The sequence below is a fragment of the Blautia massiliensis (ex Liu et al. 2021) genome (assembly GCF_052064225.1).
Lineage (GTDB): Bacteria > Bacillota > Clostridia > Lachnospirales > Lachnospiraceae > Blautia_A > Blautia_A fusiformis.
This window is the reverse complement of the sequence record NZ_JBQHWA010000008.1, coordinates 80,691-107,181: the sequence shown is the minus strand read 5'-3', so window position 1 is coordinate 107,181 and position 26,491 is coordinate 80,691. Positions and strand designations below refer to the sequence as shown.

The 26,491-nt window shown below is 46.5% G+C and carries 18 protein-coding genes; all 18 read left to right on the top strand.

What is annotated here, in order from left to right; translation table 11 throughout:
- Window positions 1-64: 64 nt before the first annotated feature.
- The 18 genes from alaS to radC all read left to right on the top strand — a co-directional run bounded on the left by alaS (window position 65) and on the right by radC (window position 26,487).
- A complete protein-coding gene (gene alaS / locus ACTNDQ_RS04840) occupies window positions 65-2,707 on the top strand; it encodes an alanine--tRNA ligase (protein ID WP_441063953.1) in 2,643 nt (880 codons plus the stop codon).
- A gap of 165 nt (window positions 2,708-2,872) precedes the next feature.
- On the top strand, window positions 2,873-3,049 hold the full coding sequence (gene rpsU / locus ACTNDQ_RS04835; protein WP_004222305.1) for a 30S ribosomal protein S21: 177 nt from the start codon (window positions 2,873-2,875) through the stop codon (window positions 3,047-3,049).
- An 80-nt stretch (window positions 3,050-3,129) separates the two neighbouring features.
- Window positions 3,130-4,704: a cardiolipin synthase gene (gene cls / locus ACTNDQ_RS04830; protein WP_278797173.1), complete on the top strand. Its 1,575-nt coding sequence runs from the start codon at window positions 3,130-3,132 to the stop codon at window positions 4,702-4,704.
- A 101-nt stretch (window positions 4,705-4,805) separates the two neighbouring features.
- Window positions 4,806-6,233: a tRNA (N6-isopentenyl adenosine(37)-C2)-methylthiotransferase MiaB gene (miaB, locus tag ACTNDQ_RS04825; protein WP_334303515.1), complete on the top strand. Its 1,428-nt coding sequence runs from the start codon at window positions 4,806-4,808 to the stop codon at window positions 6,231-6,233.
- A 232-nt stretch (window positions 6,234-6,465) separates the two neighbouring features.
- The gene (locus ACTNDQ_RS04820) at window positions 6,466-6,777 is read left to right on the top strand and encodes a metal-sensing transcriptional repressor (protein WP_022427232.1); all 312 of its coding nucleotides are present in this window, start codon (window positions 6,466-6,468) and stop codon (window positions 6,775-6,777) included.
- Between the two features lie 36 nt (window positions 6,778-6,813).
- Window positions 6,814-9,375 carry a heavy metal translocating P-type ATPase gene (locus tag ACTNDQ_RS04815; protein WP_441063949.1) on the top strand — a complete coding sequence of 854 codons (2,562 nt, stop codon included), beginning with the start codon at window positions 6,814-6,816 and terminating at the stop codon, window positions 9,373-9,375.
- A 262-nt stretch (window positions 9,376-9,637) separates the two neighbouring features.
- Window positions 9,638-11,050 (top strand): amidophosphoribosyltransferase, encoded by a 1,413-nt coding sequence (locus ACTNDQ_RS04810; protein WP_021651456.1) that lies wholly within the window; start codon window positions 9,638-9,640, stop codon window positions 11,048-11,050.
- Window positions 11,051-11,255: 205 nt separating this feature from the next.
- On the top strand, window positions 11,256-11,936 hold the full coding sequence (locus ACTNDQ_RS04805; RefSeq protein WP_173741506.1) for an HAD family hydrolase: 681 nt from the start codon (window positions 11,256-11,258) through the stop codon (window positions 11,934-11,936).
- Window positions 11,933-12,736: a bifunctional hydroxymethylpyrimidine kinase/phosphomethylpyrimidine kinase gene (thiD, locus tag ACTNDQ_RS04800; protein ID WP_441063946.1), complete on the top strand. Its 804-nt coding sequence runs from the start codon at window positions 11,933-11,935 to the stop codon at window positions 12,734-12,736. Before ACTNDQ_RS04805 ends, thiD begins: the two co-directional genes overlap by 4 nt.
- Window positions 12,737-12,740: 4 nt before the next feature.
- Window positions 12,741-14,531: an aminopeptidase P family protein gene (locus ACTNDQ_RS04795; RefSeq protein ID WP_279200937.1), complete on the top strand. Its 1,791-nt coding sequence runs from the start codon at window positions 12,741-12,743 to the stop codon at window positions 14,529-14,531.
- 101 nt (window positions 14,532-14,632) lie between these two features.
- On the top strand, window positions 14,633-15,631 hold the full coding sequence (gene add / locus ACTNDQ_RS04790) for an adenosine deaminase (protein WP_279200936.1): 999 nt from the start codon (window positions 14,633-14,635) through the stop codon (window positions 15,629-15,631).
- 212 nt (window positions 15,632-15,843) lie between these two features.
- Window positions 15,844-18,477 (top strand): DNA mismatch repair protein MutS, encoded by a 2,634-nt coding sequence (gene mutS, locus ACTNDQ_RS04785; RefSeq protein ID WP_278796619.1) that lies wholly within the window; start codon window positions 15,844-15,846, stop codon window positions 18,475-18,477.
- A gap of 5 nt (window positions 18,478-18,482) precedes the next feature.
- Window positions 18,483-20,597 (top strand): DNA mismatch repair endonuclease MutL, encoded by a 2,115-nt coding sequence (mutL, locus tag ACTNDQ_RS04780; protein WP_441063943.1) that lies wholly within the window; start codon window positions 18,483-18,485, stop codon window positions 20,595-20,597.
- A gap of 27 nt (window positions 20,598-20,624) precedes the next feature.
- Window positions 20,625-21,578: a tRNA (adenosine(37)-N6)-dimethylallyltransferase MiaA gene (gene miaA, locus ACTNDQ_RS04775; RefSeq protein ID WP_059085844.1), complete on the top strand. Its 954-nt coding sequence runs from the start codon at window positions 20,625-20,627 to the stop codon at window positions 21,576-21,578.
- A gap of 21 nt (window positions 21,579-21,599) precedes the next feature.
- Entirely contained in the window at window positions 21,600-22,874 is a 1,275-nt protein-coding gene (locus ACTNDQ_RS04770; protein WP_441063941.1) for an aminotransferase class I/II-fold pyridoxal phosphate-dependent enzyme, read from the top strand.
- Complete coding sequence (locus ACTNDQ_RS04765; RefSeq protein ID WP_441063940.1) at window positions 22,871-24,076, top strand: NAD(P)/FAD-dependent oxidoreductase; 1,206 nt, start codon at window positions 22,871-22,873, stop codon at window positions 24,074-24,076. Before ACTNDQ_RS04770 ends, ACTNDQ_RS04765 begins: the two co-directional genes overlap by 4 nt.
- Window positions 24,073-25,674: an NAD(P)/FAD-dependent oxidoreductase gene (locus ACTNDQ_RS04760; protein WP_441063938.1), complete on the top strand. Its 1,602-nt coding sequence runs from the start codon at window positions 24,073-24,075 to the stop codon at window positions 25,672-25,674. Before ACTNDQ_RS04765 ends, ACTNDQ_RS04760 begins: the two co-directional genes overlap by 4 nt.
- A 105-nt stretch (window positions 25,675-25,779) precedes the next feature.
- Window positions 25,780-26,487: a RadC family protein gene (gene radC / locus ACTNDQ_RS04755; RefSeq protein ID WP_278796613.1), complete on the top strand. Its 708-nt coding sequence runs from the start codon at window positions 25,780-25,782 to the stop codon at window positions 26,485-26,487.
- The last annotated feature ends 4 nt before the right edge of the window (window positions 26,488-26,491 follow it).

Genomic DNA, 26,491 nt, shown 5'->3' with positions numbered 1-26,491 from the left:
CGGGATAAAGCTACGGCATTCCGGAAATGCTGACAGGTAGGGTTGACACAAGGAGGATAACAACATGAAAAAGTACGGAGTGAACGAACTTCGTAAGATGTTCCTTGACTTTATGGAGAGCAAGGGCCATCTTGTAATGAAAAGCTTTTCCCTGGTTCCTCAGGGAGATAAGAGTCTTCTGCTGATCAATGCAGGTATGGCTCCGCTGAAACCATATTTTACAGGTGCTGAGAAGCCGCCAAGAACAAGAGTGACAACCTGCCAGAAATGTATCCGTACCGGAGATATCGAAAATGTAGGTAAAACCGCACGTCACGGTACTTTCTTTGAAATGCTTGGTAACTTCTCTTTTGGTGATTACTTCAAGAAAGAAGCCATCCACTGGTCATGGGAGTTTCTTACTGAGGTTGTAGGGCTTGATGCAGACCGTCTCTATCCATCCATTTACCTGGATGATGATGAAGCCTTTGATATCTGGAACAAAGAAGTAGGGATTCCGTCTGAACGTATTTTCCGTTTCGGAAAAGAGGATAACTTCTGGGAGCATGGCGCAGGTCCATGCGGTCCATGCTCTGAGATCTACTATGACCGTGGCGAAAAATACGGCTGTGGCAAACCCGGATGTACGGTAGGCTGCGACTGCGACCGTTACATGGAAGTATGGAACAACGTTTTCACACAGTTCGAGAACGATGGAAACGGAAACTACACAACCCTGAAACAGAAAAACATTGATACCGGTATGGGACTTGAGCGTCTTGCTGTAGTTGTTCAGGATGTTGATTCTATTTTTGATGTAGATACAATTTGTGCACTTCGTAATCTTGTATGCGAGATCGCACATAAAGAATATGAGAAAAACTATGCAGATGACGTTTCCATCCGTCTGATCACGGACCATATCCGTTCCGCAACATTTATGATCTCCGATGGAATCATGCCAACCAATGAGGGACGTGGATATGTTCTCCGCCGTCTGATCCGCCGCGCAGCACGTCACGGACGTCTTCTTGGCATCGAGGGAACTTTCCTTGCAAAATTAAGTGCACAGGTGATCGAGAGCTCCAAAGCCGGATATCCGGAGCTTGAGGAGAAGAAAGAGTTCATCTTCCGTGTACTGACAAATGAGGAGAATCAGTTCAACAAAACTATCGATCAGGGACTTCGTATCCTTTCCGACATGGAAGAGGATATGAAAAAAGCAGGTGAAAAGACTCTTTCCGGTGACAACGCATTCAAGCTTTATGATACTTACGGATTCCCTCTTGACCTTACAAAAGAGATCCTTGAGGAAAAAGGCTACGGCATTGACGAGGAAGGCTTCCAGAAAGCAATGGAGGAACAGAGAGTCAAGGCACGTACTGCCCGTGAAGTAACCAACTATATGGGTGCAGACGCAACCGTATACGATGATATTGATGTAAACGTAACAACAGAATTCGTCGGCTACGATCATCTTACCTTTGATTCCAAGGTTACTGTCCTTACCACAGAAACAGAGATCGTAGATTCTCTCACAGAGGGACAGAAGGGTACCGTATTTGTAGAGCAGACTCCTTTCTATGCAACAATGGGTGGACAGGAAGGTGATACCGGTGTGATCGAGACTGCAAACGGTAAATTTGTTGTTGAGGACACCATCAAACTCCGCGGCGGTAAATTTGGCCACGTAGGACATATGGAATCCGGTATGATTTCCTCAGGTGAGACAGTATCCCTGAAGGTAAACGAAGAAGCAAGAAAAGATACCGAGAAAAACCACAGTGCAACACATCTTCTTCAGAAAGCACTGAAAACCGTTCTTGGTTCCCACGTAGAGCAGAAGGGTTCTCTGGTAACTCCGGACAGACTTCGTTTTGACTTTGCTCATTTTCAGGCTATGACAGCAGAAGAACTCCAGGCAACAGAAGAGCTTGTAAACAAAGAGATCCAGGCAGGTCTTGATGTTCATACAGATGTCATGGATGTGGAAGAAGCCAAGAAATCCGGAGCAATGGCTCTCTTTGGTGAGAAATATGACCAGAAGGTACGTGTAGTATCCATGGGAGACTTTTCCAAAGAGCTCTGTGGTGGTACTCATGTAAAGAATACAAGCTCCATCATGCTCTTTAAGATCGTTTCCGAATCCGGTATCGCAGCTGGTGTACGCCGTATTGAGGCACTTACCGGCAAAGCAGTTATCGAATACTACAGAAAGCAGGAAGAGCTTCTCCATGAGGCTGCAAAAGCATTAAAGGCCAATACAGCCGAGGTTGTAGAAAAGATCAGTCACCTGCAGGCTGAGGTAAAGGCTCTTCAGAGCGAAAATGAATCCCTCAAGAGCAAAGCTGCCCAGAGTGCACTTGGCGATGTCATGGATAAAGTCGTTGAAGTAAACAGCGTAAAACTCCTTGCAGCCAAAGTTGAGGGCGTTGACATGAACGGTCTCAGAGACCTGGGTGATAAACTGAAAGAGCAGCTTGGCGAAGGTGTTGTCCTTCTTGCAGCAGTAAACGACGGCAAGGTTAATCTTCTTGCAATGGCAACGGATGCAGCTCAGAAAGCAGGCGCTCATGCAGGAAACCTGATCAAAGCAGTGGCAGCGATCGTTGGCGGTGGCGGCGGCGGACGTCCGAACATGGCACAGGCCGGCGGAAAGAATCCGGAAAAAGCCCAGGAAGCTATGGACGCAGCAGCAGGAATCCTTGAAAAACAGCTCACAAAATAACAAAGTTGTGCGTGATTTACAATTTTGACATTTTTTTCATAAAAATCGAAAAAGATGTTGACGAAAGCACTTGTTATGCTATATAATAACACTCGTGCAAGAAAAATACCCAGACAGTTGTATTTTAGCACAATCTACAACTGGAGGGAGGTTAGGTGTGAGTCTATGTCAAACGTTATCGTAAAAGAGAACGAGACTTTAGATAGCGCTCTTCGCAGATTCAAGAGAAGCTGTGCTAAGGCGGGAATCCAGCAGGAAATCCGTAAGAGAGAGCATTACGAGAAGCCAAGCGTTCGTCGTAAGAAAAAATCTGAAGCCGCAAGAAAACGTAAATATAATTAATTGTGCGCAAAAATCCCTGGCTGTATGGTCAGGGATTTTTAATTAAATAGAAACAGGAACGTTTGACGAAGGAAAGAAATATGAATTTGTTTATTAAACTGATTATCAAACCATTGCGATCGCTCCTTAAATTATTATTTAATCGAATTTTTTATGTAGCTCTGGCTCTTGTTGTGCAGCTGGCATGGCTGCTGATCGCCCTTTTCCGGCTTATGGAATACTCCAGATGGGTGACGATCGGAATGCAGGCCATAGGTTTTCTGGTTGTTCTGTGGATCGTAAATAAAAAGATCAATCCATCTTATAAGCTCGCCTGGACGATGCTGATCCTTATTTTTCCGGTATTTGGTGTTTCCCTGTACCTTCTTTTCGGTAAGTCACGGATCGGCGCTGTAATGGAGCAGCATTATCAGAATCTTATTGATGAAACTGCTGAATACCTGGAAGGCTCAGAGCTCACAAGAAAACATTTAAACGAAGACGACCGTTCCATGAGGATCCAGTCGGATTACATCTGGCAGTATTCAAGATATCCGGTTCACGAGAATACCACAGCAGAGTATTTTCAGGTAGGAGATGATATGTTTCCGGTTCTGGTGCATGAACTGGAGCAGGCAAAGCATTTTATTTTTATCGAATATTTCATCATAAATGACGGGGTAATGTGGCAGACGATCCTTAATATCCTTGAAAAAAAGGCTAAAGAAGGAGTGGATGTCCGACTGATCTATGATGGCTTCGGCTGCCTTACCACATTGCCATACAAGTATGATCAGGAGATGCGCCGGCGAGGAATCAAATGCGAAGTATTCAACCGGTTCCGTCCGATTCTTAATATAATCCAGAATAACCGTGACCACCGTAAGATCTGTGTGATCGATGGCTGGACCGGTTTTACCGGCGGCATCAACCTGGCTGACGAATATATCAATCAGCGAAAACGGTTTGGCCACTGGAAGGATACAGCCGTTATGCTGAAAGGAGAAGGCGTCTGGAATATGACAGCTATGTTCCTGTATATGTGGGGAATCGTTACCAGAACAGATACTTCTCTTGATTTCGGAAATTATGTTCCGCACAGGTGGCACCCCAACGAATTTCCGGGAAACGGTTATGTCCAGCCATTCTGCGATTCCCCCCTGGACGATGAGATCGTAGGAGAGAACGTTTATCTTAATATTATCAATCGCGCCAAAAACTATGTTTATATCTGCACACCATATCTGATCATAGATAATGAGATGATGACCGCCCTGTGCCTCGCTGCAAAAAGCGGTGTGGATGTCCGGATCATGACACCAGGTATCCCGGACAAAAAAATGGTCTTCCTGCTGACACAGTCTTATTATAAACAGCTTCTGGAAGCAGGTGTAAAGATCTACGAATACCAGCCGGGATTTTTACATGCAAAATCTTTTGTCTGTGATGATAAAGTAGGCGTCGTAGGAACCATAAATCTGGATTACCGAAGCCTTTATCTGCATTTTGAAGATGGTGTCTGGATGTATAAGAATGATGTGATCCTGGACATCCGGGATGATTTTACAGAAACCCTGGAGTACTGTGATCCCATTGATCTGGCATTCTGCCAGAAGAGAAATATTGTGGTACGTGCCATTCAAAACGTACTGAGAGTTTTTGCACCGCTATTATAAAAACTCTTTGACAGACAACCGTAAATTCTGTATGATATATCAGACGGGAGTTCAATGCTCCCGTCTGATATTGTCTAAAGAAAAATAATTTATAGATACATATGAAATTTTTAGTTATTGGAGGAATTGATTTGAGCCAGAACAAAGAAACAGAGATCCAGCTTCAGTACATTGAAAAATGTAAAGAGCTTCTTGCCAAAAGCAGTACGAAACGTCCCACCTTCCACATCCAGAATGAAGGATGCCAGATGAACTCCATCCAGACAGAGTCTATTGCGGCCATCATGGAAAAAATGGGATATGAGATGGTAGATACCGAAGATGCCGATGCAGTTGTGTTTAACACCTGCACAGTCCGCGAGAATGCCAACCAGAAGATCTATGGACATCTTGGACATTTAAAGAGCATCAAGCGGGAGCACCCGGATATGAAGATCGTACTGTTCGGATGTATGATGCAGGAGCATCACGTAGTGGAAAAGATCCGCAAGGATTATAAATATGTAAATCTTGTATTCGGAACCCATAATATCCACAAATTCCCGGAGCTTTTTTACCGGACGCTGCAGACCGACGACCAGATCATTGATATCTGGAAGGAATCCGATGAGATCATAGAGGGCATGCCAACTTCCCGCAAATACTCCTTCAAAACAGGAGTCAGCGTAATGTTTGGCTGCAATAACTTCTGCAGCTACTGCATCGTTCCTTATGTCCGCGGCCGAGAAAAGAGCCGCGAGCCACAGGCCATCATCCGCGAGATCGAGGAACTGGTCGCAGATGGCGTTACTGAGATCATGCTTCTTGGTCAGAATGTAAACTCCTACGGAAAAACTCTGGAAACACCGGTGACCTTTGCAGAACTTCTGAAAGAAGTGGAAAAGATCGAAGGGCTGAAGCGTATCCGTTTTATGACTTCCCATCCGAAGGACCTGTCCGATGAGCTGATCCAGACCATGGCAGAGAGCCAGAAGATCTGTCACCATCTGCATCTTCCGCTGCAGTCCGGAAGCAGCAGAGTCTTAAAGGAAATGAACCGCCGTTACGACAAGGAGAAATATCTGGAGCTGGTAGATAAGATCCGTAAGGCGATCCCGGATATTTCGCTGACAACAGATATCATGGTCGGATTTCCGGGAGAAACAGAAGAAGATTTCCAGGAAACACTGGATGTTGTAAAAAAAGCAAATTACGATACTGCCTTCACATTTATTTATTCCAAACGAAGCGGAACCCCTGCAGCCGGCATGGAAAATCAGGTGCCGGAGGATGTGGTAAAAGACCGTTTCAGCCGTCTTCTTACCCTGGTACAGGAAAAGGGCCGGGAAAATTCCTCCCGTTTCCAGGGAACCATTCAGGAAATCCTGGTAGAAGACGAAAACCGGGAGAAGGGTACTCTTACAGGACGTACCCAGCATAATCTCTTGGTTCATTTCCCGGGAGAAAAAGATCTCATCGGCAAATATGTAAAAGTAAGCCTGGATACCTGCAAGGGATTCTATTATTTCGGACATATCGTGGAAGAGTAGAATTATAGACAAGTCCTCACCCACTGCTTATTGCTTTTCACAACCCCGTTGGGGACTTACCTGATTCAGCTAATTATAAGTTTATATTGCCCGCTCATTGCCATTATCGAATGAGCGGGCTTTTTTATTATAAAAATACTGTTTCTATTGACAAATACCCCATGAGGGTATATATTATTCCATATATAGAGGATACCCCATGAGGGTATTTATGGGAAAGGAGAGACAGCCTATGTCTGAAAAGAAAGCCTGTCCCTGCTGTTGTGAAAAACACACTGCACGTTCAGAGGAGGAGAAAAAAAAGCTGATCAACCGTCTGAAACGTATTGAAGGCCAGATCAGAGGCATTATAGGAATGATGGAGAATGATGCCTACTGTAATGATATCCTGATTCAGTCCGCTGCAGTCAATGCTGCAGTGAATGCGTTCAACAAAGAGCTGCTTGCCAGCCACATCCGCACCTGCGTTGCCCGGGATATCCGGGAAGGTAAGGATGAGACCATTGATGAGCTGGTAGCAACCCTCCAGAAGCTGATGAAATAAAGGGACAAACTGGATTTTAGGAGGTACTGAAAGAAAATGGAACAATATAATGTAACTGGTATGAGCTGCGCCGCCTGCTCTGCCCGTGTGGAAAAAGCCGTATCGAAGGTTCCGGGGGTGAATAGCTGTTCCGTCAGTCTTCTGACCAACTCCATGGGAGTTGAAGGAACCGCTTCATCCGGTGAGATCATTGCCGCAGTGGAAGCCGCCGGATATGGTGCATCCTTAAAGGGCGGAGCTGCCGGAGCGAAGATTTCCATGTCTACGGCAGAAGAAGCGCTGGAAGATCATGAAACTCCGATCCTAAAGAAACGTCTTATCACATCCGTGGGATTTTTGCTGGTGCTGATGTATTTCTCCATGGGGCACATGATGTGGGGATGGCCACTGCCGAAATGGTTTGACGGCAATCACGTAGCCATGGGACTGGTACAGCTGCTCCTGGCTGGTATCATTATGGTGATCAACCAGAAATTTTTCATCAATGGATTTAAGAGTCTGTGGCGCCGTTCCCCAAATATGGATACTCTGGTAGCTCTTGGCTCCATGGCATCCTTCCTGTGGAGCGTCTATGCACTGTTTGCCATGACAAGAGCACAGGCAGATGGAGATTTTGCTGCAGTTATGAATTACATGATGGATTTTTATTTTGAATCTGCAGCCATGATCCTGACACTGATCACCGTAGGAAAAATGCTGGAGGCCCGTTCTAAAGGAAAGACAACGGATGCGCTTAAAAGCCTTATGAATCTGGCACCCAAAACTGCGGTCGTGGTACGAAAGGGACAGGAACTTACCGTTCCTATTGAGCAGGTTCAGAAAGGAGAAACCTTTGTCGTCCGCCCGGGAGAGAATATTCCGGTGGACGGAGTGATCCTGGAAGGAACCACCGCAGTCAATGAATCCGCACTGACCGGCGAGAGTATCCCGGTTGATAAAGAAACCGGAGATATGGTTTCTGCGGCAACTGTGAATCAGTCCGGATTTATCAAATGCGAAGCGACCAGAGTGGGAGAGGATACCACCCTTTCCCAGATCATCAAAATGGTCAGTGATGCGGCAGCCACCAAGGCACCGATCGCAAAGATCGCAGACCGTGTTTCCGGTGTGTTTGTACCGGCAGTGATCACAATCGCAGTGATCACAACGATCATCTGGCTTCTTGCAGGACAGACCTTCGGTTATGCTCTGGCAAGGGGGATTTCCGTTCTGGTCATCAGCTGCCCCTGCGCACTTGGCCTTGCAACACCGGTTGCCATTATGGTCGGCAACGGTTTGGGTGCCAAAAACGGAATCCTTTTCAAAACAGCCGTTTCCCTGGAGGAAGCAGGAAAAGTCCAGATCGTCGCACTGGATAAAACCGGAACCATTACAAGCGGTCAGCCGGAGGTAACAGATATTCTCCCGGCTGAGGGAGTTACAGAAACAGAGCTTCTCACTCTGGCCTGTGCACTGGAGAAAAAAAGCGAACATCCTTTGGCAAAGGCAGTTCTCAAAAAAGCCGAGGAAGAGAACCTTGCCACAGGTGAAGTAACCGGCTTCCAGGCACTTCCGGGAAACGGACTTTCCGCTATACTTGGAAGTGACAAGCTGACAGGCGGAAGCATGAAATTTATCAGCAGCCAGACAAAGGTTTCCGCAGACCTTAACAGGAGAGCCGAGCAGCTTGCAGAGCAGGGAAAAACGCCCCTTCTTTTCACACGAAACGGTAAACTTCTGGGAATCATCGCAGTTGCGGATGTGATCAAGGAAGACAGTCCCCGTGCAGTAAAAGAGCTTCAGAACATGGGAATCCGTGTAGTTATGCTTACCGGTGACAATGAGCGTACCGCAAAAGCCATCGGAGCTCAGGCAGGAGTTGACGATGTGATCGCAGGAGTTCTTCCGGATGGAAAAGAAAGTGTGATCCGCGCTCTGAAGGAGCAGGGAAAGGTTGCCATGGTCGGTGACGGTATCAACGACGCGCCGGCACTTACAAGAGCCGATATCGGAATTGCCATCGGTGCAGGAACAGATATTGCCATTGATGCGGCAGATATCGTTCTGATGAAGAGCCAGTTAAGCGATGTTCCAGCGGCAGTACGTTTAAGCCGCGCCACACTTCGGAATATCCATGAGAATCTTTTCTGGGCATTTTTCTACAATATAATCGGCATTCCCCTTGCAGCAGGTGTCTGGATCCCGCTTTTCGGATGGACCTTGAATCCGATGTTCGGAGCTGCGGCCATGAGTCTTTCCAGCTTCTGTGTTATAACAAATGCGCTGCGTCTGAATCTGTTTCAGATCCACAATGCAGCAAAAGACAAAGAAATCAAAAATCCGGTAACATTACACATCAGTCATGATGAAAATATAAAAGAAGAAAAGGAGAACAAAACAATGGTAAAGGTAACGGTCAATGTAGAAGGAATGATGTGCGGACACTGTGAGGCACACGTAAACAAAGCCATCCAGGCAGCTTTCGGAGCAGAAGACGTAGTTTCTTCCCACGAGAACGGAACAACTGTATTCTCTGTACCTGAGAAGGTTGACGAGGCAAAGGTTGAAGAAGTGATCAAGGAAGCCGGTTATGAGTTTAAGGGAATCACCCAGGAATAAACCGGATTTTTAAACCACATATTTGCCAAATGGCCAAAAGAAACAGTTCTGTAAAAGCGGAGCTGTTTCTTTTGTCTCATACAGAAAAAATTTTCCACTTCTATAAATCCGGCTAATATCTTTATAGTTTATTCTGAAAAAGCAGGATTATCCGCCAAATTGGTTTTTATTTTCAATTCTCTTATGCTATACTGATAGCGATTATGGATATAGGAACGATAACAGAAATCGTTAACATCATAGTAGTAGAGAGGAGCGCATTATGAGCGGATTTTTTGGAGTAGCATCGAAGGATGACTGTGTACTGGAGCTTTTTTACGGAGTGGATTACCATTCTCATCTGGGAACACGCCGCGGAGGTATGGCTGTTTACGGAGAACATGGATTTGACCGTGCCATCCACAACATTGAGAACACACCTTTCCGTACAAAATTTGACGGAGATGTGGGTTCCATGAAGGGAAATATGGGAATCGGATGTATTTCTGATTATGAGCCTCAGCCCCTTCTGTTCAGTTCCAGGATCGGCAGCTTTGCCCTCACTTTTGTGGGAAAGATCAATAATTACGATGAACTTCTGCAGCAACTGTATGATACGACCAAGGTACATTTTCAGGAGATGACTAACGGAACAGTCAATGTGACCGAACTGATCGCTGCACTGATCTGTGAAAAGGACAATTTTGTGGAAGGTATCCAGTACGTACAGGGACTGATCGACGGCTCCATGACTCTGCTTCTTATGACAAAAGACGGAATTTATGCAGCCCGTGACAAGATGGGCAGAACTCCTGTGGAAATTGGTCACAAAGAAGGGTCATACTGTATTTCCTTTGAAAGTCATGCCTATATCAACCTTGGATACGAAGATTATAAAGAACTTGGCCCCGGAGAGATCGTATTCGTAACAGCCGACGAAGTCAAAACTCTGGTTGAGCCCGGAAAGAAAATGAAGATCTGTTCCTTCCTCTGGGTTTACTACGGATATCCGACAGCCTCTTATGAAGGCGTAAATGTAGAGGAGATGCGCTACCGCTGTGGAAGCATGCTTGCAAAGAGAGACGGCGATTCCGTGCACCCGGACATTGTAGCCGGTGTTCCGGATTCCGGCATTGCCCATGCCATCGGATACGCCAATGAATCCGGCATTCCTTACGCAAGACCATTCATTAAATATACACCAACCTGGCCCAGATCTTTTATGCCAACCAATCAGAACCAGCGTAACCTTATTGCCAAAATGAAACTGATCCCGGTACGTGCGCTGATCAAGGATAAAAAACTTCTTCTCATAGACGATTCCATCGTACGTGGCACCCAGCTTCGCGAGACAACCGAATTTCTGTACCGCAGCGGAGCCAAAGAGGTTCATGTCCGTCCTGCCTGCCCGCCAATCATGTACGGCTGCAAATATTTAAACTTCTCACGTTCCAAATCTGAGATGGAGCTGATCACCCGTCAGGTGATCGAGAAGAGAGAAGGCCCCAACTGTCCGCAGGAAGTTCTGGATGAATATGCAGATCCACATACAGAGAAATACGAGCAGATGGTACAGGATATCTGCGAGATGCAGAATTTTACCACCCTTCGCTATCACAGACTGGATGATCTTCTGGAATCCATTGGGATCGATCCTTGTAATGTATGCACATATTGTTTTAACGGTAAAGAATAAAAAATGTTTTGAAAATAGAGCTGCTGTTTCAGATGAGCCTCCTTAACTCCCGGTTGCATTTTGGATATCTGCGGCTTATAATAAATGCGGATATATCTTTTGTGATATATCCGCGTTTTTTATATCAGTTTTTTATGTCATGGGAAATTATTTCGTAATGTTCCAATGACAGAGTATCACAAAAAAATTTTTCAGGAGTATAAACATGATTTTTCCTATAAAAGCCGTGATATTTGATGCAGACGGCGTCCTTCTGGATTCGCTCTCTGTTTGGAAGGAGCTTGGAAAACGATATATTACAGATCTGGGATATCAGCCGGTTGCGGAAATGGACGAAATCCTTTTTCCCATGAGTATGGAGCAGGGAGCGGACTGGCTGAAAAACAGGTTTACTCTTGCGTATTCCGAAGAAAAGATCGTGATGGATCTGAAATCCCGGATCCGTAAATACTATTTTGAAGAGGTCCCGGCAAAATCAGGTGCCAGAGAACTTCTTCAATGCCTTGCAGAACAGAAAATCCCGGCTGCAGTGGCAACCTCAAGCCCCAGGGAACATATCTGCCGGGCGCTGGAAAGAAACGGACTTCTTTCCTTTTTTGATAAAATCTATACCACCAGTGAGATCGGAGAAAGCAAACATTCTCCGAGGGTCTATCTTACAGCTGCAGAAGCACTGGGAACGGAGCCATCCCGGACGCTGGTTGTGGAGGATTCACTCTACGCGTTGCAGACTGCCGGAAATGCAGGATTTCTGACTGCCGGTATTTATGACGCATTGGGAGAACCGGATCAGGAACAGCTGAAAAAGGATGCCTATATCTACTGTCGGGATCTGACAGAGTTACAGAACTATATATTCACAGAAAACGGAGGAAACCAAAGATGAAAACAGCATTAACCATCGCAGGCAGCGATTCCAGCGGAGGAGCCGGGATCCAGGCCGATATTAAAACCATGATGGCAAACGGAATATACGCCATGAGTGCCATCACCGCGCTGACTGCCCAGAACACCACCGGTGTCACAGCCATCCAGAATGCAACCGCAGAGTTCCTGGGTCAGGAGCTGGACTGTATTTTTACGGATATCTTTCCGGATGCAGTAAAGATCGGAATGGTTTCCGAAAGTGATCTGATCCATATGATCGCAGGAAAGCTCCGACAGTATCGGGCAAAAAATATCGTGGTGGACCCGGTTATGGTTGCCACAAGCGGTGCAAGACTGATCAGTGAGGAGGCGGTGGATGTTCTGAAGGAAGAACTGTTTCCTCTTGCAGATCTTCTCACCCCCAATATCCCGGAAGCCGAGGTGCTTACCGGACGGAAGATCAAAAGCGCCGATGATATGATCGAAGCTGCAAAACAGGTTTCCGAGCAGTATCACTGTGCAGTTCTCTGCAAGGGCGGACATAAGCTCAATGATGCCAATGATCTTCTCTATGTGAATGGAACATATCAGTGGTTTGAGGGAAAAAGGATCGACAATCCCAACACCCACGGAACAGGATGTGCTCTTTCCTCGGCCATCACTTCCAACCTTGCAAAGGGATTTTCCATGGTGGAATCTGTAAACCGTGCCAAGGACTATATTTCCGGAGCCCTTGCTGCCATGCTGGATCTGGGAAAGGGAAGCGGCCCTATGGATCATGGCTTTGCGATAAAGAACAGTTATACAGAGGAGGCATAAGATTATGACAGTTACAGAACGGATCACAGCTCTTCGAAAACAAATGAAGGAAAAGGGAATCGATGCTTATCTGGTTCCGACCGATGATTTTCATGGTTCTGAGTATGTTGGGGATTATTTTAAATGCAGAAAATACATCACCGGATTTACCGGTTCTGCCGGAACTGCCGTGATCATGCAGGACATGGCCGGACTCTGGACAGACGGAAGATATTTTATCCAGGCTGCACAGCAGTTAGAGGGAACTCCGGTTACTCTGTTTAAGATGGGAGAACCGGACGTACCAACGATCCACAAATTCCTGGAAGAAAATCTGAAAGAGGGAATGTGTCTCGGCTTCGATGGCCGTACCGTAAGCGCAGAAGAAGCAGAGACGCTAGAAAGAATCCTTCAGAAAAAACAGGTACATTTTTCTGTAAATGAGGATCTCATCGGAAATATCTGGGATGATCGTCCGGCACTTTCCTGTGAACCGGTAATGGAATTATCCGAAAAATGGGCCGGAAGATCCAGAGCAGACAAGATCCGTGAGATCCGCAGCAAACTGAAAGAGAAGGGCGCAGACCTCTTTATCCTCACTTCCCTTGATGACATTGCATGGCTTTTAAATATCCGCGGAAATGATATCCACTGCTGCCCGGTAGTTCTTTCCTATCTTGTGCTGGATGACAGTGAGCTCCGTCTTTTTGTCAATGAAAAAGCCTTTTCGGATTCTGTTAAGGAAGCACTTTCCAAAGACGGTATTGCCATTTATCCATATGATGATATTTACACCTATGTACAGACGATCCCCGAAGAGAAAAAGGTATTTCTTTCCAGAAGCAATGTAAACAGCCGACTGGTCAGCAGTATTCCAAAGCCGGTAACGATCCTGGACGGTGAAAATCTGACCCTTCTCCCAAAAGCCATCAAAAATGAAACCGAAGTCCAGAATGAAAAGACTGCCCACCTCAAAGATGGCGTTGCAATGGTGAAGTTTATCCACTGGCTGAAGAAAAATGCGGAAAAACAGAAGATCACCGAGCTTTCCGCTGCTGATAAGCTCTATGAATTCCGTTCCGGACAGGAGAATTTTCAGGGAAACAGCTTTGATCCCATCATTGCCTACGGTGCACATGGAGCCATTGTTCATTACAGTGCAACAGAAGAAACCAATATTCCACTGGAGCCAAAAGGGCTGGTTCTGATGGATACAGGCGGACATTATCTGGAGGGCACTACTGATATCACCCGCACCGTTGTACTTGGCCCGGTTACTGAAAAAGAAAAAAAATATTTCACAGCAGTACTCCGTGGACACCTGAACCTGGCAGCAGCAAAATTCCGTTACGGCTGTACCGGCCTGAATCTGGATGCCCTGGCTAGAGGACCTCTCTGGGCTATGGGAGAGGATTACAACCACGGAACCGGCCATGGCGTAGGATACCTTCTCAATGTACATGAAGGACCGCAGAGCTTCCGCTGGAAAAGCCCTGCCGAGCTTCCGGCTCCTGTTCTGGAAGAAGGGATGATCACCTCCGATGAACCGGGATATTATGCGGAAAATGAATTCGGCATCCGTCACGAAAATCTTGTAGTTTGCAAAAAAGCCGAAAAAACATCCTACGGCCAGTTTATGAAATTTGAGCCACTGACTCTGGTCCCATTTGATCTGGAAGGTATCGATCCGGAACAGATGGAAGCAGGAGAGCGCAAATTGCTCAATCAGTATCATGCCCTTGTATACGAAAAGATTTCTCCGTATCTGAATGAAGAAGAGCAATCCTGGTTAAAAAAAGCCACACAGGAAATATAACCCGGAATTCACCTTAATAATTCCTTCCAACAGATACCATAAGAAACGCAAAACCATTTCAGGGATAAGAATAAATCCAACCAGGGAGGTACTTAGCGCCTATGAAAACAGAAAATAGAATTGATCACTACATCGATCTCCACGCACATCTGGACGGCTGCATTACCACAGAGATAGCCAGAAAACTTGCCGCATTGCAGCAGATCACGCTTCCGGCTGCCACAGATGAAGAGCTTCTTTCTCTCCTTTCTGTGCCGGATACCTGCGAAAATCTCAATGATTTTCTGAAATGCTTTGACCTGCCTCTTTCCCTTCTTCAGACAGAAGAGGCATTGGAAGAGGCTGTTTATCTTATCCTTTCTGAAATGAAAGAAGACGGTGTGATCTACGCAGAACTTCGTTTTGCCCCACAGCTTCATACACAGAAGGAAATGACTCAGGAAACAGCGATCCACGCTGCATTACGTGGTCTGAAAAGAGCTCCCATCCCCGGTAATCTGATCTTATGCTGTATGCGCGGTGCTCTTAACCAGAAAGAAAATCTGGAAACTCTGGAGCTGGCAAAAAAATATCTTGTTGAAGATGGCGGCGTGGTTGCTATCGATCTTGCAGGAGCCGAGGCACTCTTTCCAACAGAAAATTACGAGGCGCTTTTTGCAAAAGCAAGAGAATATCAGGTTCCATTTACCATCCATGCAGGCGAGGCCGGAAATGCAGAGGATGTAAAAACAGCTGTCCATATGGGGGCAGTCAGGATCGGTCATGGTGTTAGGATCGCGGGAAATAAGGAAGTGATACAGCTTGTAAAGGATAAGGGGATTTTTCTGGAAATGTGCCCTACAAGCAACCGCCAGACAAAAGCTGTGGAAGAAATGTCTGCTTATCCGCTGAAAGCATTTCTCGAAATGGGACTTAAGGTAACCTTAAATACCGATGATCCGGCGATTGAAAGAACAACCCTTTCCCGGGAATTCCGATATATGGAATCTCTGTTAGATCTTACCCAGGAGCAGAAAAGGCTGCTGCTTCTGAATTCTGTAGAGGCAGCCTTTACTTCCAGGGACAGAAAACGGAAACTGAAAGAACAGCTTCTTTTCTGAACCGTATGAAAACTATCAGCCGAAAGGATAGCCCTGGACACCCGGATAGAAAATTTCTCATTACCCCATCTTGAACCCAAAATCCTTTTATGATAGAATTGAAAAAGTTTCATAATACAAGTATTTACCTGACCATGTTCTTACAGAGCGGAACATGGTCAGACTTAAGATAAAACGGTGTCATGCCGTATAGAATAGGAGATTTTAACAGAATGGCATTAAGTCCGATGATGAAAGAATACGTAAAGACCAAAGAAGAGTACAGCGACTGTATCCTTTTTTACCGTCTGGGCGATTTTTATGAAATGTTCTTTGAGGATGCACTGACTGCATCCAGGGAACTGGAAATTACACTTACAGGAAAAGACTGCGGACTGGAAGAGAGAGCGCCCATGTGTGGCGTTCCTTTTCATGCTGCGGAAACTTATATCAACCGGCTGATCGAAAAGGGCTATAAGGTTGCCATCTGCGAACAGGTAGAAGATCCGAAAAAAGCCAAGGGTCTTGTTAAACGAGAGGTTGTCCGCATTGTCACACCGGGAACTACTCTGGATACCATGTCACTGGACGAGTCAAAAAACAATTATCTGATGTCCATTGTCTCCATTGGAGAGCATTTTGGCTGTGCAATTGCAGATATCACAACCGGTGACTGCTTTCTCACAGAGCTGGATAAACCACAGAAGCTTCTGGATGAGATCAATAAATTCACACCTGCCGAGATCATCTGCAACGACGCCTTTCTTTTAAGCGGTGTGGATGTAGCGGATCTGAAGGGGCGTCTTGGGATCTGTGTATTTGCTCTGGATCCCTGGTACTTTGACGACCAGCTGTGCCAGAAAACCCTGAAAGAGCATTTTCACGTCGGAAATCTGGAAGGTCTCGGGATCGGAGATTATGACAGCGGGATCATTGCTTCCGGTGCACTGTTCCTGTATCTGAAGGAAACACAGAAAACCGCACTTTCCCATATGGCAAGCATCCGCCCTTACTCTGCTGAAAAATATATGCTCATCGACAGCTCCAGCCGTCGTAACCTGGAGCTTGTGGAAACCATGCGCGAAAAGCAGAAAAGAGGTTCTCTTCTCTGGGTTCTGGATAAAACTAAAACTGCCATGGGTGCAAGAACCCTTCGTTCTTATGTGGAGCAGCCTCTGATCGATGCAGAGGAAATCGAAAAGAGACTTGGTGCCCTGGAAGAACTGAACGCAAAACCTATGGATCGTGATGAGATCCGGGAGTACTTAAATCCGATCTACGATCTGGAACGTCTGATAAGCCGTATCAGCTACAAATCTGCCAACCCAAGAGATCTGGTTTCCTTTGCCTCTTCCCTGGAAATGCTGCCTTATATAAAGCAGATCCTTGCAGAATTTAACTCTCCGCTGCTTACGCAGATCAATGAAGACATGGATCCACTGTCAGACATTACCGCTCTGATCCGTAATTCCATTGCTGATGATCCGCCCCTTGCCCAGAAGGACGGCGGTATCATTCGGGAAGGTTATAATGAAGATGTGGATAAATTCCGCCGCTCCCGGACAGATGGAAAGAAGTGGTTATCTGAGTTGGAAGCAAGAGAGCGGGAACGTACCGGTATTAAGAGCCTGAAGATCAAATATAACCGTGTATTCGGCTATTCCCTGGAAGTTACCAACACCTTCAAGGATCTCGTGCCGGAAGACTATATCCGTAAACAGACCCTTACCAACGCAGAGCGTTACATCACCCAGGAGCTGAAGGATCTGGAGGATCTGATCCTTGGAGCGGAAGATAAGCTTTATGCATTGGAATTTGAACTGTTTTCAGATATCCGTGATCAGGTTGGAGCTGAGGTTGTCCGTATCCAGCGTACTGCAAAGGCAGTAGCTGCTCTGGATGTTTTTGCTTCCCTTGCACTGGTTGCACAGAGGAATAACTTTGTCCGGCCCAAGATCAATGAGACCGGCCTCATTGATATCCGAAATGGCCGCCACCCGGTTGTGGAACAGATGATCGAAAACGATATGTTCATTCCAAATGATACGTATCTTGACAACCACAAAAAACGTATCTCCATCATCACAGGACCGAACATGGCCGGAAAATCCACATACATGCGCCAGACAGCATTGATCGTACTGATGGCACAGATCGGAAGCTTTGTTCCTGCGGACAGTGCGAATATCGGTGTGGTTGACCGGATCTTCACCCGTGTGGGAGCATCCGATGACCTTGCAAGCGGACAGAGTACCTTTATGGTGGAGATGACAGAGGTTGCCAACATTCTTCGTAATGCCACTTCCCGAAGTCTTCTGATCCTGGATGAGATCGGACGTGGAACCAGTACCTTTGACGGCCTTTCCATTGCCTGGGCAGTGATCGAACACATCAGCAACACCAAACTCTGCGGCGCCAAGACCTTATTTGCGACCCATTATCACGAGCTTACCGAACTGGAAGGCAAGCTTTCCGGTGTCAACAACTACTGTATCGCTGTCAAGGAAAAAGGCGACGATATCGTATTCCTGCGTAAGATCGTAAAAGGCGGAGCAGATAAAAGCTATGGTATCCAGGTAGCCAAGCTTGCCGGTGTTCCGGATTCCGTGATCCAGCGTGCCAAGGAGCTGGTAGAGGAGCTCAGTGATGCAGATATCACTGCTGCTGTAAAAGATCTGACTGCTCCAAAGAAAAAGCAGAAGATCACCTATGATCAGTTAGATATGGCACAGATGTCACTGTTTGACACGGTACAGGACAATGATATCATTGAAGAGATCAAAAACCTGGAGATCGGGAATCTGACACCAATGGAAGCTTTGAATATTCTCTATAACCTGCAGAACAAAATTAAGAACCGGTGGTGATACCCTTGAAAAAAATTGCAGTTTTAGACCAGAATACCATTGATAAGATCGCAGCAGGAGAGGTCGTGGAGCGCCCCTCCTCTGTTGTAAAAGAGCTTGTGGAAAATGCCATTGACGCAGGTGCTACCGCTATTACTGTAGAGATCACAGACGGCGGAAAAAAGCTGATCCGTATCACGGACAATGGCTCCGGAATGGATGCAGAGCAGGTTCCGCTTGCTTTTCTCCGCCATGCCACAAGTAAAATTGAAAAAGTAGAAGACCTGACCCACATTGCCTCTCTTGGCTTCCGTGGTGAGGCACTTTCCAGTATTGCCGCCGTCTCCCAGGTGGAGCTGATCACAAAGACTCCTTCCGGAATCAGTGGTACCCGTTATGTGATCGAAGGCGGAAAAGAACAGTCTCTGGAGGAAATGGGGGCACCGGAGGGAACAACATTTCTGATCCGAAACCTCTTTTACAATACACCTGCAAGGAGCAAATTCCTGAAATCCGATATGACAGAAGCCGGTTACATCAATACTCTGATGGAGCAGCTGGCGCTTTCCCATCCGGAAATCTCCTTTAAATATATCCAGAACCGTCAGGTGAAGCTTTCCAGTTCCGGAAACTACAGCGTAAAAGATGTGATCTACAGTGTCTACGGCCGGGAGATTGCCAAGGCGCTTCTGGATGTTTCCTACGAAAATGATTTCATGAAGATCGAGGGCTTTGTGGGGAAACCTGAGATTTCCAGAGGAAACCGTACTTTTGAGAATTATTATATCAATGGCCGATATGTAAAAAACAAGATCATTACCAAGGCCATTGAGGACGGATATAAAGGACTTGTCATGCAGCATAAATTTCCGTTTGTCTCACTTCGGATCGAAATGGACGGCAATGACCTGGATGTTAATGTGCATCCCGCAAAGAGAGAAGTGCGTTTTGCCAGAGAAACCGAAGTTTATACGGCCATTTATGAAACTGTCCGCAAGGTATTGACCCACAGAGAACTGATCCCGCAGGTATCTGTTGGCAAAGACGAGCCGACATCCCGCACAGAACAGATAAAGCCAGGAAATATTCCGGAGCCTTTTGAAGTAAAACGGCGGCAGGAGATGTACGGTCACCCGAATCGGACGGCAAATATAGCTTCCCATGCTGCACCGACAGCTTCTGAAGTACGTAGTACAGCGCCGGTTCCATCGATACCTTATAATAAGCCAACAAATGGTACCGCCTCCTATGGTTCAGCTGAAACAGCTCACAATTCTTCAGCTTCTTCTGCAGATAAATACAAACGTGTGGATTCTCTGCGGGAAAATCCCGTATATGAATCGCAGCCTTTCACAAAAGAAGAAGAGGAAATGTTTTCCGGAACATTAAAAGACGGAAGAAATGAAAATTCCGCTACAGAAACAGCAGATTATGAAATGATTTCTGAAAAGCCTGCTGAATCGGCACCTCCTGAGGTAGACAACGAGCCGATCAAATCGCAGGAACAGGAACCGCCAAAACAGCTGGAACTGTTCGAAGAACGGCTTCTTGCTCCTGAATCCAGAAGCCGCCACAGACTGATCGGACAGCTGTTTGATACCTACTGGCTGGTACAGTTTGAGGATAATTTTTATATCATTGACCAGCATGCTGCCCATGAAAAAGTATATTATGAGCGATTCGTAAAGCAGTTTCAGTCCCAGAACATCCAGTCCCAGTATGTAAGTCCCCCACTGATCGTTTCACTCAGCCTTGAGGAGGAGAATCTGCTGAAGGCAAACAAAAAGTATTTCAGGGATTTCGGCTTTGAGATCGAACCCTTTGGCGGAAGGGAGTACAGTATCAGTGCGGTTCCCTCCAGCCTTCTGGGAATGACAGAAGAAGAGCTGTTTCTGGAAATGCTGGACCATCTCACTGCAGACGGTTCCAAGGATGCCTTTGAAATTTTTGCCTCAAGGCTTGCGACCATGGCCTGTAAGGCTGCTGTAAAAGGCAATCATTCCATGTCACCTCAGGAAGCTGATAAGCTGATCGATGAATTATTGACACTGGAAAATCCTTATAACTGTCCTCATGGAAGACCAACGATCATTGCCATGAGTAAGACAGAAATCGAAAAAAAATTCAAACGTATCGTGTAAGATACTTAACATAAACGGAGGAAATATATGAAAAAACCTCTTATCGTGCTTACCGGGCCTACTGCCGTGGGAAAAACAAAGCTTTCCATTGCCCTTGCAAAAGCAGTAAACGGAGAGATTATTTCCGCGGATTCCATGCAGGTTTACCGCCATATGGATATCGGTTCCGCCAAGATCACGCCGGAAGAAATGGATGGCGTCCCACATCATCTGGTGGATGTACTGGAGCCAACTGAAGATTTTAACATTGTCCTTTTTCAGCAGATGGCAAAAGATGCCATGGACAAAATTTATGACAAAGGCCGGATTCCGATCCTGGTAGGCGGCACAGGATTTTATATTCAGTCTGTGACCAGAGATATTGATTTTACCAGCTCCGACCAGGATGAACATTACCGCAGGGAGCTGGAAGAGCTGGCAGAGCAGAAGGGGCCTGCATTTCTCCATGACATGCTTGCCAAGGTCGATCCCAAGTCAGCCGAAGATATCCATGAGAACAATGTCAAGCGGGTGATACGTGCCCTGGAATTTTATAAACAGAACGGTACCAGGATCTCCGAACATAATGAAGAACAGAAGGAGCATACCAGTCCCTATGCACTGGCTTATTTCGTCCTGAACGCACCACGCCCACTTCTCTATGAACGCATTGACACAAGAGTGGACGAAATGCTGAAAAACGGTCTGACAGAAGAAGTTAAAAAGCTTCGGGAGATGGGCTGCCACAGGGGAATGGTTTCCATGCAGGGGCTTGGCTATAAGGAAATCCTGGACTGGATGGACGGAAACTATTCTTATGAGGAAGCCGTAAGGGTCCTGAAACGTGACACCAGACACTTTGCCAAACGTCAGCTTACCTGGTTCCGCAGAGAAGGCGAAGTAACCTGGGTAGATAAAGATAACTTTGATTACGATGACAGCAGGATCCTTTCCTACATGCTTTCTGTATGCAGGGAAAAGGGAATCCTCCCTGCCAAATAAAATAAAAAAGGAAAAATAATCATGAAAGAATTATATGCACAGCTTGGAATCTCTTTTGCAGTTTACGATTTCGGTAAATCTGTGGAAGATTCCCTGAAAGAACGTTTTGAGAAATTTGATAAGACTGCAGAATACAACCAGATGAAGGTTATCCGCGCCATGCAGAAGAACCGTGTCAGTGAGGCTTGTTTCGGAGCTTCCTCCGGTTATGGCTACAACGACCTTGGCCGCGAAACTCTGGAGCAGGTCTATGCCGATACCTTCCACACAGAAGCCTGCCTGGTACGCCCGCAGATCACCTGTGGAACTCATGCACTTGCCATTGCTCTCTTCGGAAACCTGCGCCCCGGTGACGAGCTTCTTTCCCCTGTAGGAAAGCCTTACGATACCCTGGAAGAAGTGATCGGTATCCGCCCGTCCAATGGTTCCCTTGCGGAATATGGCGTAAAATATCGTCAGGTGGATCTTCTCGAGGATGGTACCTTTGATTATGAAAACATCAGAAAAGCAGTCAATGAAAAAACAAAGCTGGTAACCATCCAGCGGTCCAAAGGCTATCAGACCCGTCCTTCTTTCTCCGTAAAACAGATCGGTGAGCTGATCTCTTTTGTAAAAAAGATCAAGCCGGATGTGATCTGCATGGTAGATAACTGCTACGGAGAATTCGTTGATACCATCGAGCCCAGTGATGTAGGTGCAGATATCATGGTCGGCTCCCTGATCAAAAATCCAGGTGGCGGACTTGCTCCTATCGGTGGTTATATCGCAGGAAGAAAAGACTGTGTGGAAAATGCCTCCTACCGTATGACCTGCCCGGGACTGGGCATGGAAGTCGGTGCAACTCTTGGTGTAAACCGTTCTCTGTATCAGGGATTTTTCCTTGCACCGATGATCACCAAAGGAGCTTTAAAGGGCGCTGTTTTTGCAGCGAACATTTACGAAAAGCTTGGTTTCCCGGTAGTTCCCAACAGCACAGAGCCACGTCAGGATATCATCCAGGCGGTCACTCTCGGAACACCGGAGGGTCTTGTAGCATTCTGCCAGGGTATCCAGGCTGCTGCACCGGTAGACAGCTTTGTAACACCGGAGCCGTGGGATATGCCGGGATATGACAGCCAGGTGATCATGGCAGCAGGTGCTTTCATCCAGGGTTCTTCCATCGAGCTTTCTGCCGATGGTCCTATGAAACCGCCTTATGCAGTTTATTTCCAGGGTGGTCTCACCTGGGAGCATGCAAAGCTGGGAATCCTGAAATCTCTTCAGTATATGGTTGATAAGGAACTTGTGAGATTATGAAAAAATCCGAAGGACCGGACTTAAAAAAACAGATCTTTGTCATAGGAGCCGGAGCTTCCGGTCTTATGGCAGCTATTCAGGCTGCTGTATACGGTGCTGCAGTTACGGTTCTGGAACAAAATGACCGTCCCGGCAGAAAAATCTGTGCTACGGGAAACGGCCGTTGTAATATGACGAACCTGAATCAGGATGAAAACGCTTACCGGGGATCTCATCCTGAATTTGCCAAAGATGCCCTGGCACAGTTTCCTGTGGAAAAAACTCTGAAATTCTTTCAGGAACTGGGAATCTGTACCACAGACCGCAGCGGATGGATCTATCCCCGAAGCAACCAGGCACAGAGTGTGGTAGATGTTCTTGTCATGAAGGCACGCAGCCTGAAGGTAAAGCTGAAAACCAATCAGACTGTTACCGGCGTGTCTTTTACAGACGGACAGTGGAAGATCCATACGGACGGATGGACCTACAGTGGTGATGCCGTGATCCTTGCAAATGGTTCCCGTGCGTCTTCCGTTGCAGGTTCCTGCGAAAGCGGATATGAAATTGCAAAAAGTCTCGGACATCATCTGATCGAACCCCTTCCAGCTTTGACAGCTCTGAAATGTAGGGGAAATTCTTTTTCCGGCTGGAGTGGTGTACGGACAGAAGGGAAGATAACACTTTATATAGACGGCACACCGACAGTCTCCCAGCAGGGAGAGCTGCAGCTTACCGATTACGGTGTATCCGGGATCCCGGTATTCCAGATTTCCCGCTATGCTATCCGTGCCGTCCATGAGAACAAAAATGTGGAGCTTTCCATAAATTTTTTTCCGGAACTGAACCGGAAAGAGCTGGAAGAATACCTGGAGCACAGAAAAGCAGCCTGTCCTTACAAAACAGAAAAAGAACTTCTCATCGGACTTTTTCCTGAAAAACTGATCCGTGTTTTATGTGCACAGAAGGATCTTATCCGCGGGATCACCGATTTTCGTCTCCCGGTAAAAAACGGCCTTTCCTTTGAACAGGCACAGGTTTGTTCCGGTGGAGTGGATACGTCTGAAGTTCACAGCAAAACCATGGAGTCCAGACTTCATAAAGGTCTTTATTTTGCCGGAGAGCTCCTTGACATTGACGGTACCTGCGGAGGTTATAACCTGCAGTGGGCGTGGTCAAGCGGAGCTGCCGCCGGTATCTGGGCAGCAAAGGAGGAAGAAAAATGATCCGGATCACACAGCTGAAGCTTCCCATCACTCATACAGAAGAGCAGCTTCACCGAAAAATAGCAAAAATGCTTCGTCTTGGAAATCAGCCGTTCACCTATGAGATCCGAAAACAATCTCTGGATGCCCGGCACAAAGAGGACAAAAAATTTGTCTACACTGTAGATATTAAACTGGATAACGAATCCCGTGTTCTCAAAAAAGTTCACAATAAAAATATTATGTTAACCTCTGAGAAAAAATATCATTTTCCCTCATCTGGCTCTGAAACTCTGTCCCATCGTCCTATAGTGATCGGAAGCGGACCTGCAGGATTATTCTGTGCCTGGTACCTGGCCAAAGCCGGGTACTGTCCACTGGTACTGGAACGGGGAGAAGAAGCAGACAAACGCCAGGAAACCGTGGAAAATTTCTGGAAAAACGGCATCCTGGATCCGGATTCCAATGTACAGTTCGGAGAGGGCGGTGCAGGGACTTTTTCCGATGGAAAGCTGAATACTCTGGTAAAAGATACTTTTGGAAGAGGAAAGGAAGTTCTTTCCCGATTTGTGGAGGCAGGAGCTCCCTCTGAGATCCTTTACCAGCAAAAGCCTCATCTTGGCACAGATCAGCTTGTAGGTATCGTTCAGTTTATGCGTCATCAGATTGAAGAAATGGGCGGGGAATTCCGTTTTCGTTCCACAGTAACTGATCTGATGATCCGTGACCGGAAGCTTAATGCAGTCATTGTCAATGCAAAAGAGGAAATACCGGCAGAAATCTGCATTCTTGCTCCCGGCCACAGCGCCAGAGATACGTTTGCCATGCTGGAAAAACACAATATTAACATGGAGCCGAAATCTTTTGCAGTGGGGGTACGTGTGGAACATCCGCAGACCATGATCAACCAGGATCTTTACGGGGAACCGGAAAACGACCGTCTGGGTGCATCCAGCTACAAGGTTACCCATACACTGGAAAACGGACGTGGCGTTTATTCTTTCTGTATGTGTCCCGGCGGATATGTTGTAAATGCATCTTCTGAAGAAGGTATGCTTGCAGTGAATGGTATGAGCTATCAGGCACGTGACAGCCATAATGCCAACAGTGCTATCATCGTTACGGTAAACCCTTCTGATTTTCCTGAAGAGGGAGTTCTCGGCGGAATCGCTCTGCAGCGAAAACTGGAGCGCGCTGCCTGGGAAGCCGGAAACGGAAAAATTCCGGTACAGCTTTTCAAAGATTACTGTACCCATCAGAAAAGTACCAGGCTTGGAGATGTGATCCCCTGTATCAAAGGAGCTTATACACTTACCGATGTCCGCAGCATTTTCCCGAAAGAGATCGGCGATTCCATTGAAGCAGGAATCCATGCTTTTGGAAAAAAGCTTTCCGGTTTTGACCGACCGGATGCATTGCTGGAAGGAGTGGAAAGCCGTACCTCTTCTCCTGTACGGATCGTTCGGGAACCGAAAAAGCTCACTTCCAATATAGAAGGGATCTACCCCTGCGGAGAGGGCGCCGGTTACGCCGGAGGCATTACATCCGCAGCGATGGACGGGATCAAGGTGGCAGAAGCAGTCGCTTCTGTTTATGCCCTGCCTGTAAACAAAATGTGAAAAAAGTGGAAATTTCCGGGATAGAGTGTACATCCCTGCTTTTTTATGCTAAAATAACTTCTGCAATTTTGCATCCCCTTCTTCGAGAGCGAAAAGGGAAATCATATGAAAGATACTATAATGGAAATGCCAGATTATCAGCGTCCGTATGAAAAATGTCTGCGGGAAGGAGAACAGTCCTTGAGCGATCGAGAGCTTCTTGCCGTGATCCTGCGCTGTGGCGTACAGGGATCCAGTTCCCTGACTCTGGCAGATAAAATCCTGAATTTATCGAAACAGACCGGATACAGTGGCCTGCTTGGACTGTTTCATATTTCCATGCAGGAACTGATGAAGATCCATGGGATCGGTAAGGTAAAAGCCATACAGCTGAAATGTATCGGGGAACTTTCCAAGCGTATGGCAACCGCAGCTGCAAAACCGGAATTGTCTTTTCACCATCCGGTAACCATTGCGAAATATTATATGGAGCGGCTCCGGCATGAAGAGCAGGAATTGCTTTACTGCATGATGCTGGACGGACATAACCATTTGTCGGGGGAACAGCTTTTAAGCCGCGGTACAGTCAATGCCACACTGATCACACCAAGAGAAGTCTTTGTAGAAGCTGTAAAATATCGTGCGGTGAACCTGATCCTGGTCCACAATCATCCGGGTGGTGATCCCTCCCCCAGTCAGGCTGATCTGGATGTTACGGAACGGATCTATCATTGCGGTGAACTCCTCGGCATCCATCTTCTGGATCATATCATCATCGGTGATCACAGGTATATCAGTTTCCGCGAAAAAGGGATTTTTGATGAATATACTTAAGTGA

Excerpts from the sequence above, each read along its gene's own strand:
- ACTNDQ_RS04820 (WP_022427232.1), top strand. The coding sequence starts at position 6,466 with ATGTCTGAAAAGAAAGCCTGTCCCTGCTGTTGTGAAAAACACACTGCA.
- ACTNDQ_RS04760 (WP_441063938.1), top strand. The coding sequence starts at position 24,073 with ATGATCCGGATCACACAGCTGAAGCTTCCCATCACTCATACAGAAGAG.
- thiD (WP_441063946.1), top strand. The coding sequence starts at position 11,933 with ATGAAAACAGCATTAACCATCGCAGGCAGCGATTCCAGCGGAGGAGCC.
- add (WP_279200936.1), top strand. The coding sequence starts at position 14,633 with ATGAAAACAGAAAATAGAATTGATCACTACATCGATCTCCACGCACAT.
- ACTNDQ_RS04815 (WP_441063949.1), top strand. The coding sequence starts at position 6,814 with ATGGAACAATATAATGTAACTGGTATGAGCTGCGCCGCCTGCTCTGCC.
- ACTNDQ_RS04770 (WP_441063941.1), top strand. The coding sequence starts at position 21,600 with ATGAAAGAATTATATGCACAGCTTGGAATCTCTTTTGCAGTTTACGAT.
- ACTNDQ_RS04810 (WP_021651456.1), top strand. The coding sequence starts at position 9,638 with ATGAGCGGATTTTTTGGAGTAGCATCGAAGGATGACTGTGTACTGGAG.
- radC (WP_278796613.1), top strand. The coding sequence starts at position 25,780 with ATGAAAGATACTATAATGGAAATGCCAGATTATCAGCGTCCGTATGAA.
- ACTNDQ_RS04795 (WP_279200937.1), top strand. The coding sequence starts at position 12,741 with ATGACAGTTACAGAACGGATCACAGCTCTTCGAAAACAAATGAAGGAA.
- mutS (WP_278796619.1), top strand. The coding sequence starts at position 15,844 with ATGGCATTAAGTCCGATGATGAAAGAATACGTAAAGACCAAAGAAGAG.
- miaB (WP_334303515.1), top strand. The coding sequence starts at position 4,806 with ATGAAATTTTTAGTTATTGGAGGAATTGATTTGAGCCAGAACAAAGAA.
- ACTNDQ_RS04805 (WP_173741506.1), top strand. The coding sequence starts at position 11,256 with ATGATTTTTCCTATAAAAGCCGTGATATTTGATGCAGACGGCGTCCTT.
- miaA (WP_059085844.1), top strand. The coding sequence starts at position 20,625 with ATGAAAAAACCTCTTATCGTGCTTACCGGGCCTACTGCCGTGGGAAAA.
- ACTNDQ_RS04765 (WP_441063940.1), top strand. The coding sequence starts at position 22,871 with ATGAAAAAATCCGAAGGACCGGACTTAAAAAAACAGATCTTTGTCATA.
- cls (WP_278797173.1), top strand. The coding sequence starts at position 3,130 with ATGAATTTGTTTATTAAACTGATTATCAAACCATTGCGATCGCTCCTT.
- alaS (WP_441063953.1), top strand. The coding sequence starts at position 65 with ATGAAAAAGTACGGAGTGAACGAACTTCGTAAGATGTTCCTTGACTTT.
- rpsU (WP_004222305.1), top strand. The coding sequence starts at position 2,873 with ATGTCAAACGTTATCGTAAAAGAGAACGAGACTTTAGATAGCGCTCTT.